At 38.7% G+C, this 9871-nt stretch carries 7 protein-coding genes; 6 read left to right on the plus strand and 1 reads right to left on the minus strand.

Going from position 1 to position 9871, the window contains the following annotated elements; genetic code table 11:
- Positions 1 to 30: 30 nt before the first annotated feature.
- The 6 genes from FTV04_RS14530 (at position 31) to FTV04_RS14555 (ending at position 8331) form a co-directional block, all read left to right on the plus strand.
- Positions 31 to 441 (plus strand): hypothetical protein, encoded by a 411-nt coding sequence (locus tag FTV04_RS14530; protein WP_180090156.1) that lies wholly within the window; start codon positions 31 to 33, stop codon positions 439 to 441.
- A gap of 33 nt (positions 442 to 474) precedes the next feature.
- Entirely contained in the window at positions 475 to 4200 is a 3726-nt protein-coding gene (locus FTV04_RS14535; protein ID WP_180090158.1) for a tubulin-like doman-containing protein, read from the plus strand.
- 78 nt (positions 4201 to 4278) lie between these two features.
- Positions 4279 to 5712 carry a hypothetical protein gene (locus FTV04_RS14540; protein WP_180026588.1) on the plus strand — a complete coding sequence of 478 codons (1434 nt, stop codon included), beginning with the start codon at positions 4279 to 4281 and terminating at the stop codon, positions 5710 to 5712.
- A 29-nt stretch (positions 5713 to 5741) separates the two neighbouring features.
- Positions 5742 to 6404 carry a hypothetical protein gene (locus FTV04_RS14545; RefSeq protein WP_180026589.1) on the plus strand — a complete coding sequence of 221 codons (663 nt, stop codon included), beginning with the start codon at positions 5742 to 5744 and terminating at the stop codon, positions 6402 to 6404.
- 73 nt (positions 6405 to 6477) lie between these two features.
- On the plus strand, positions 6478 to 7032 hold the full coding sequence (locus tag FTV04_RS14550; protein ID WP_180026590.1) for a DUF2799 domain-containing protein: 555 nt from the start codon (positions 6478 to 6480) through the stop codon (positions 7030 to 7032).
- A gap of 15 nt (positions 7033 to 7047) precedes the next feature.
- Entirely contained in the window at positions 7048 to 8331 is a 1284-nt protein-coding gene (locus tag FTV04_RS14555; protein WP_180026591.1) for a tetratricopeptide repeat protein, read from the plus strand.
- A gap of 1080 nt (positions 8332 to 9411) precedes the next feature.
- Here FTV04_RS14555 and FTV04_RS14565 read toward each other — a convergent pair.
- Positions 9412 to 9871 (minus strand): Fic family protein (locus FTV04_RS14565; protein ID WP_180090160.1); only part of this gene is annotated, 460 nt, incomplete at its 5' end.

Here is a 9871-nt window from a genome sequence, read left to right on the forward strand (position 1 = left end):
ATTAATCTAAAAAAACATCCAGGGGGATATATGTCAGAGTCAAATGCAAATAACGGTTTTGTATTACCAACAGCAGATGAGCAAACACAAAATGAAGCAAGTGGTGTTGCGCAGACTGTACAAGAAGTCAGTGTACCGACAATACAAGAAGAAACAGGTTCACGTGATTTGATGATTGCAGGTGCAATTATCGCAGTACTTTTAATTGCCTTCTTTTTTGCAAAACGTGGTTTCAGCAATAGTTTGGTGAAAAAACGTATTTCTCCGAGCAAAGCAAGTATGGCGGGATGGTGGTTATTTATCTTCCTTGCAGCTGTGGCTATTGGGGCAGTGTTGGCTGCAGTGAATCCAGTTAAATTTTTATCTTTACTGATCTTAGGTCCATTGGGTGTGGTTGCTTTGGTGAGTGGTGTACTGACCTTTACAACAAGCCGTGCTTAATTAATAACATTAAAAAGAATTAGAGAGATCAATATGACAGACGCACAAAGTGTCAATACAAACACGGCTACCAAATCTGCAGAGCAGACGGTAAAACTCCGACCAACCCTTTACATTGGTGTGGGTGGTACAGGTATGGAAGTGATGATGCGTGTGCGTCGTCGTATTCTCAATGCAAGTTGGGGCAGTGATAATGTTCGCTTAGAAAACTTATCACAATTCCCCATCGCGCAATTCATGCACTTTGACTTAGATCAAGGTGCAATTATTGATAGTGGTCGTGCACAAACTGAAGATTTGCAATACAACTTGGTGAAATTTACCGATGATGAAAAGATTGTTGAATCTTTTGATATCGAAAAATATAGCCGTGATGATGCATCATTAAGTCGTTATCCGCATATTCAAAATTGGTTGCCGTTAACTCCTAAAAAAATTCGTGAATTAGGGATTGATCCTGCCAAAGGTGCAGGTCAGATTCGTTCTGTTTCACGTCTATATTTCTTTGATAAATATCCAAAAACACGTGATAAAATTCGATCAAAGTTAAATACTTTAAAAGCAGGCCTGTCTCGTGATGACATACTGCGTAAGCTCAATCTTCAACTCGATACCAGTAAATTCCGTATCGTGGTATTAGGTTCTGTTGCTGGTGGTACAGGCTCAGGTTCATTCTTGGATATGGGCTGGTTATCTAAGTGGGTGGCAAGTAATGAAGTTGAAGCAGCTGATGTTGAATTGATGCTATTTTTGCCTACAGGCTATTCAAGTGCAAACAAGGCACGTACTGAAGCCAATGCTTATGCGGCATTGATGGAAGTTGAATCTGCGATGGTGGGTCATTCGAAGTATGTGGAAAAATGGGATGATTATGATCGTCCTCAGCTTGCCTCTAAGCCTTATGATGAAGTGCATCTGATTGATTCCGGTAACTTAGCTCGTCAACATACAGACAATATGAATGATGTGTATTCGATGATTGCGGACACATTATTTGAGGACTACCGTTCTGCTGACTTCGCCAATCGTAAACGTTCAGTTGCAGTCAACCAACGGCAGCATAAAATTCATATGTTTGCGCCACCTGTACCGACAGGTCGTTTCGGTGACATGAAACTAAACTATTCATGTGCTTATTCAGCATTTGGGCAAGCAACTTTAGATACGCTTGGTCGAGCGCGCTATGATGAGTATGCCTATAGTTTGGCTTCCGATATGCTGAAAGCATTCTTCGGTGTCGCAAGTGCCAATCCTGCTGCAAACCGTGCGAGTGAAAAAAAGCGTGATACATTCATGGCTGAGAACATGAATCTTAGTCTAGTGCCATTCAACAATCTTCCTGAATTTTCTGCTACAACACTGAAAAATCCAGAAATTCGTGAACTCAATACAGAATTCATGGATTTAGAAGTTGTAGATACTTTACTTCGTTCAGGACAGAACGGCGTGGAAGTGGATATTGCTGAAGAAACCCGTCAGCGTGTCAGTCAACGCATTAGTGAAATCAGTAATATTGATCGTGATCAGTGGGCAAATGAAGTCCGGAAAGCGATGCAAGGTTTAATGCGTGATGTGATTCGTAATCCAGATGCGATGGCAGATACTGCTGAAGATCGTGTCATGCGCCGTCGTAAAGCACTCTTTGAAAGTCTCAAGAAAGATATCGAAAGTCGTTTATATCTGTATTTAGATAATCATGAGCAAGGCGGTTTTGAATATGTGATTTCTTTAGTTGAGCAAATTAAAGATCGTATTGAAAATGCGAACTCTGGGATTGCATTACAACTGAAAAATTCAGCAAATCGTTATACTGCAATTAAAGACGCTTTGTTGACCTATGAGTATGAAAAGCAACTAAAAGATTTGGAAGAGACCAAAGGTAGAGGTCTACTGAGTATCTTTAGTGGTGGCAATAAAGAAGAACAAGCGCGTTCAGTATTAGATAATTTACGTAAAGATATTGCTAATGTACTTTCCTTCCATCTACGTGCCAAAGCTGCTTTAGAAGCGATTGAGCTGATGCAAGATATCTCAAGCTGGTTAGGTAACAGTTTAGGGGTAGATGAAAGCGGTCGCACTATTTGGAATGGGGTGATGGGTGATCTACAAAATGGTCAAGAGTCAGTTATCGATATGATGAACCGTCTTGATCATGATCGTGAAGTAATTCATCAACAAATTCGTACCAAGCACGCCACTTTGCAAATTATCGAAACTGAAGATGTAAAAGAACGGAATATTGATCCTCGTTTACTCTGTGAATGGGCAGCAGAAGCATTTAAAGACTTCGGCGGTTCAAAAGAGCTCTTTAAAGTTCTTGTTGATCCAGATCAGCAAACACCATTATTGATCAAAATCATTCGTATGGCAGAACGCCGTTTGGTTGCTTTTGAACAGAATGATCAAGAGGAAGATCCACTTTACAAAGCACTTGAAAATATGAGTGTAGTGGAGCGTCAAAATGTCTTTACCGAGTGGCTACAGCGTGCCATGCCTTGGGTCGACGCTAAAATGGGAGGTGATTTCACACCACCACCAGACCGTTTCAAATGTTTTATTGGTGTAAATGGTGCAGATCAATTCAGTAAAAAATATAAACATGAATTGACGGGAGCTATTCCGAGCGGTCTAGGCTTAAATGCACAAGCATTGTCGATTGTGGAAACAGGTGAACCTGGTCGTGCAGTGTGTTATGTAGAGCTTTCAGGTATTCCACTGACCATTTTACGTGGTATTGAGACGTGGCGTACGAGCTATCGTAAAGAGAGTGAAAGAACACCATTACATACACATATCGATTCAACACGCTTTAAACATCCATATGCGCCTACACCTGATGAATTAAATAATTTAGCGGATGACTTTAAGTGTTACTTGAAAGCAGTGATGTTGGGCGTCTTAAAACGTTGTGATGTTCCAGGCTTGATACCAAGTGGTCAATATGAATTTGCGGTTGCACGTGGTGATGTACGTCGTTTAGGAAATGAGCGTGGCTTCCGTTTAAATGGTTTGCCTCAGACCTATCGCGATAATATTTATGATCAAGTTCAACACAAATTTAAGTCACTCAGTGATGCGAATTTAACCATGTTAATTGCATTGGTTGATCATTATGAGCGTGAAGTCTATACCCCACGTCTTGTTCAAAATGAAACGGGTGCACAAGTTGAACATGTCGGTTTTGCATGTGCAATTGCAAAAGAATTGAAGCGAGAGCTACTTGAACTTGCTCAACGTAAGGAAATTCCTCAGGACCTTATTGATCGTGCATACGAGTTAACTGAATATCGCGAAGAAATGGAAAAATGGGCTGAAGTGCTCAAAGATTCGGACGAGGATGCATATCAGGATGAAATTCGTGAGCCAAATAAAGGTCGACGTCTGAAATGGGTGATGAATATGTCACCAAGTATCTTACAAACACATGAACAACTTCTTGTGAAAAAAAGTGTGGCAGAAGTAGTTTCGCCAATAGAGACTTTTGCAATGCCTGGCATGACTCCACCGCCACCTCCAGGCGCGATGCCACCACCCATTCTGCAGCAACCTCAGTATCAATATCATATAGCGATTAATGGGCAAAACTTTGGACCATACTCACATTCTAAAGTGGTTGAAATGTTGCAGCAGCAACAAATTAACACTGCAACGATGGTATGGCGTGAAGGTTTAGCTAATTGGATCGCAATTGCCCAATGCCCTGAGCTTGCAATGCCTGTGCCACCACCAATTCCAGGCATGCCGCCAATTTTACAATAATGCCCATCGTAGTATTGTTCTCGAAGGAGGGCAATACTGCTCATGCTCAACACAAAAAGAAGTAATAGGTTAAATGAAATGGTTAAGCAGCAAGAATATACAGCTTGTATTGGATGTAAGCAGGAGCTACAGCTCAAAGTAAAGTTTTGTCCTTTTTGTAGTGTTGCACAAAGCGTTCAAGCTCAAACTCTGCCTGTAGAGCCAGAAGAAACATCGACTATTCCACAAGAAATAGTCAGTGACTTACCAGAATCGACGGTTAGTGAAACACTAAGTGAAGCTCAAAATAATGAGGCTGCTGATACATCGGTTGTGGTCAAACATATTACGAAAAAGGGTAAAGAATTAGTCGGGATCATTGTCGTAGGTGCATCTCTTGAGTTAATGCGGACTTATGATCGATATGCTTTTAAAAAGGAAGAAGGTGTTTTTGTCCGTTTAAAACATTTAGCAAGAATCCCAAATGAATTTTTAAGCTCAGAACAATATAAACTAAAGTCTCAAAAAGATTTATTAATTCAAGACAATGAACCAGATGAGTATTTTGAACAGACGTCATCTGTGGCAAGTGTTGAAAGTCCTTTACCATCAAAAAGCATGAATCAGCAAACACCTTTAGATTCACCACAGCCCAAAAACTCTATTTTTAAATATATCGCGATTTCTTTTGCCGTATTTTTTATTGGTATTGTCATTATGTTTAGTGGTAATAAGGATACAGATCAAGCGATTTCTGTAGATGAAGAGCCTTTGGTAGATTCATGTGAAAATGTAAATGCAGAAGTTAGTAGTTTATTGAGCGAAAAGATGCCAATGCGTGCGTTGAGTATCATCAAACTCAACCAGGCAGAATGTAAAACCAATGCAAGTTTTGTTCAATTGGTTGTATCGGCTGAAGCACAAGCAACTTCTGCAAAAGAAAAGCTCACTTTAGCGAAAGAATATTTACAAGCTGGGAACTTGGAGCAAGCACATCAGACATTGCTTGCTGCATTAGAGCTTGATTCAGAACTTGTGGGGGGCGTAGAGTTACTGCCACAAATTGAATCGATGATTGAAGAATATAATCTTCAGCAAGAACAAGAAGTAGAGGAAGTTCCATTAGAAAGTGAGGCTGTACAAGATGCTATTCAAAACATACCTCAACAAAATACCAATCATCAGGTTGAGCAAGCACAGCGTTTAGCACAAGCAGAACGTGAACGAGTAGAACTACAACGTCAAGCAGAACAGGCTCAACGACAAGTTGAACAAGCACAAAGAGAACGTCAACAAGCTTTAGAAAAAGAGCGTCAAAAAGCTGAAGAAGCGGCACGGCGTCAAAATGAAGCACGTTTTGATTCTCAGCTCAGTCGTGCAGAGCGTGCATTAAATGCGAATAACTACGGTTTGGCTAAATCTTTGGCTCGAGAAGTATTGTCTGCTTCCCCGAGTAATGGTCAAGCAAAACGTATTTTACGTCAGGCTGAAGCAGGTGAGTCAGCGGCCTTTGACGATATGGTAATTCAATAATCATTTGAAATGTGAAGAGGGGTAATAAAATGAAAAAATCTATGTCTATTGCTATGCTGAGTTCAGCCTTAGCCGTTTCAGGTTGTGCAAGTACTGGTGGATTGGCAACGTCAGCCAATGGTGGATGTAATACTGGAATGTCTACAGCAGTAGGTGCATTACTTGGTGCGGCAATCGGGGCATCTGTGGGTGATAGTACTTATGCTGCAACAGGTGCTGCCATTGGTGGTGCAGTTTTTGCAGCAGGGTGCGTAATGATTAATGCACACACTATTCAAAAAAAGTCCGCTGCTGAAGTTGAAATGGCATATAAACAAGCCAATAAAGGACAATTGCCACAACAAACACGGATACAACAATACTCAACAGTTGTTCTTCCTAATCAGACTATTCAAGCAAATCAAAGTATTACAGTGAAATCCGATTTAACTGTAGTTGAAGGGGTCGCAGAGCCATTACAGCGTGTACAAGAAAAGCTGGTGCTTAAAGATGCAAATGGTAAAGTGATTCGTGAATTAGTTAAGGATGTACAAATGACCAATAAGCAAGATTTTGGCTCAGGGGCATTTGAAAACTCATTTAGCTGGAAATTCCCTATGAGTGTATCAAAAGGAAGATATGTCTTAGATACAGAAGTTCTTGTGAATGGCGTGAAAGTTGCAAACAACACACGTGTGATTACATTAACTTAAATCAAAATAGACCTTCAATGGGTTATGGGGAGTTGAAGGTCTTTGAATAAAAAACAAAACATTTGAGGGTGAAATGAAGTTACAAATGGTGTGGTTGGCAAGTGTTGTCATGTTAAATGGCTGTGCTATTATGTCTAAAAATGAATGTCTTTCAGCAAACTGGTCGTTGATTGGGCAGAATGATGGTTATAATGGTAATGGTTCATTCATGCAAAAGCGTGCTCAAGCATGTATGAAGCACAACGCGATTTTAGATACAGAAGCCTATACTACTGGTTATAAGAAAGGTCTAAAAAATTATTGTAATCCACAAACGATTTTTGATTATGCGTTGCAAGGTAGAGGAACATATCAAAGTTGTCCAATGGAAATGCAAAATAATTTAAGACCCTATTACAATGTGGCAAATAAGTTTTATCACGCGAATAAAAATTTAAAATCGATTGAAGATACAATTGCTACAGCAAAATCTAATATGTATAGCTCTGATCTTAAAGAAGAGTCGCGCAAGTATTATCGCGAAAGATATAACGAAGCTAGTAATAAACTGGGACAAGTTCAGCGAGAATATAATCTAGCAGAGCGAGAAATACAGCAATTTAAGCGAACAGCGAGTTTTGAATACTAAGTGTGAGTTATAACTTTGAAAAATGCAGTTTCTGATTCAAAAACAGAGACTGCATTTTTTATTTTAGATCATAAAGAATCTTCAAATTATTGGTTTATTTATATGAAATATTTAAAGGCAAAATTACTTTTCTCATCACTCGTATTAACTTTCCCTTCTTATGTGACAGCTAATACAAAAAGCGAAGAAATTCATTCCAGAGTTGTAGGTGGTATTGATAAGGCTGGTGAAATGGCTACCCTTGGAATTGAAAAAATGTTTTCACCATTACATAAAGGGGTTGAAAAAGTTGTCAAGCCGCGTGTTGATAAAATTAATGGTGAGTATTATTTTAATCTCGGTAATGCTTACTATAAGGGAAATGTCTCGTTTAATAATCAATATATCCAAAAAGATGATGTTAAAGCATTGGAAGCATGGACGAGTGCTGCATATCACAACCATAAGTTTGCGCCATTTAATTTAGGAATCATGTATTACAAAGGTGAAGGAACGCCTGTTAACAAACAAAAAGCCTGTGAATGGTTTCTGCGCGGAGCTTTATTAGGTGATACTGGGGCACAAGCAAATGTGGGTACTTGTTATTATACTGGTCAGGGAATGCAACAAGATTTACCTGAAGCATTAAAATGGTTCTCATTAGCTGCAACAGATGGAAACAGAGTAGCTCAATTCTTACTTGGTGAAATGTATTATGACGGTCAAGGTACAGAATTAAATTTAACTTTAGCTAAAGAATGGTATGAAAAAAGTGCAGCACAAGGTCATGAAGGTGCTCAAAAAAAACTAGATAAACTTAAAAGTTCATGGGATATGCCATATAAGCAACTGACAGTGGCAAATACAGCAGGAAAAGTTATCGATGGTGATGCATTTTTTATATCTGCTGCAAATCATGCAAAAAATGGTGATGCAAAAGCACAATTTGATCTTGGCATCATGTACTTTAGAGGAATCGGTGTACCTCAAGATTATATAAAAGCTTTAGAGTTTTTTGAAAAAGCTTCTGTTCAAGGTCATGAAAGAGCAAAAGACTATATTTCACGGACCTATTTTGCCTTGGGATCAGATTATTTCAGCGAAGATGCCGGGGAGCGTCAAGATGATCAAGAAGCATTTAAATGGTTTTCAAAAGCTGCTGAACTTGGTCATGCTCAAGCACAATATATAATAGGTATCATGTATTATTTTGGTGAAGGTATTCCAAAAAATGAATCTAAAGGGGTTCAGTTGATAAAGCAGTCTGCTCAAAACGGTTTTAAAGAAGCCCAAAAGGTGATTGATGAATATAAGCTTTAAACTAAACATTTAAAAATGGTATTTTGTTTTGAATTGAGGAGGATGAATTAGCATAAAATGCTGTTTCATCTTCTAGATAATTCTCCAATAAATAATCGAAGTAAAAGTAAAAGTAAAAGTAAAAGTAAAAGTAAAAGTAAAAGTAAACGTTAAGTGGCCATTAACGGTCGTTTGTTACCATTGGCTTTGTATGATTTTTCATGTTTATAGAATAACAATCAATTTGTTGTATGGTCTTGTACTTATTTAAATGTATCGAACAAATATTTGCATACCAAACTGTAAGGGATCTTGCGATCTTAACCTGTGATATACACATTTTGTTATGGCCTCCCAGGCTGAAGTACGATACGTTTGTCATGCAACTTTGCCCAGTTAACCAATCAAACACTAATAAATTCAGATCCAATGTCATAGTGAATTGCAAGTGGTTTATCTCGCCATTCAAGCAACTAATTCAGTGTACGAATGACTCGTAGTACAGGCATTGATAGCCCTATTTAAATCACCAATCCTATATGCCGATAATCATCAATCATGTTCAACAAGCGTTTACTTCGTCCATCACTCAGCTGGTCAGGCATGTAATCTAATGATCATACTTACTCAGGCCGAATAGGTTCTTTCAGTCGTGTAATTAATGAGGCATACATACCACTATATTTAGCACGCCATTTCTAAAAACTCGCCTTACACATGCTATGTTCTCGGCAAAAAATGGTAACAAGGGGGTACTAGATTCAGCTTGCTTCAAGATGGACATGATATGACTGTCAGGATATTAAGATGTTTTCATGAAGAATCTCCAGCTTGTATCTTAAGAGAAAATTCTACTTTTAGATCCTATTATTTTTAGGGGGATTACCGTAGCACCTGAAATTAAAATGTTTTGCTGACGATAACCTCCTACATTGCCATCATCAATATTTTTAGGATGCTGAATTTTAGCGGTATTTTTCGCGGTACAATGACATTGGTTGGTTATAAATGTTTATTATAAACAATTATTTAAATTGTAAAGATGGTGCGCGCTGAGTGCACTATCCCATCCAAATAAATTAAAATGTAAGTTAGATAGCTCTAAATACCTAAAACAACCTGATACGGCTTAAACCCTTCCAATACAGCCTCAGAAACCAACTGAATAAAAGCTTCAGTCTTTCCATAAGCCAACCATTGATCTAAAGCTTCATAGTAAGCCAAACGATTTTCTACTGTAATCACACAAGGCAGATATCCAGCTTTAAGTAATTCGAGATTCATCAATAAGCGTGATGTACGACCATTCCCATCAATAAATGGATGAATGCCTACAAAGTCTGCATGTACTTTAGCTGCACGTTCAATAGGATGTAGCTTATGTGCCTCAGTATTGTACCAATCGACAAGCTGAGCCATTTTATCATTCAACAATGTATAGTCGGGTGGGTTAGTCGTAGCACCTGAAATCAACACGTTTTGTTGGCGATAACGTCCTGCATTGTCATCATCGATATTTTTTAGAATGAGTTGATGGATATTACGAATCTGCCATTCAGAA

The sequence above is a fragment of the Acinetobacter sp. YH12219 genome (assembly GCF_013417875.1).
Lineage (GTDB): Bacteria > Pseudomonadota > Gammaproteobacteria > Pseudomonadales > Moraxellaceae > Acinetobacter > Acinetobacter amyesii.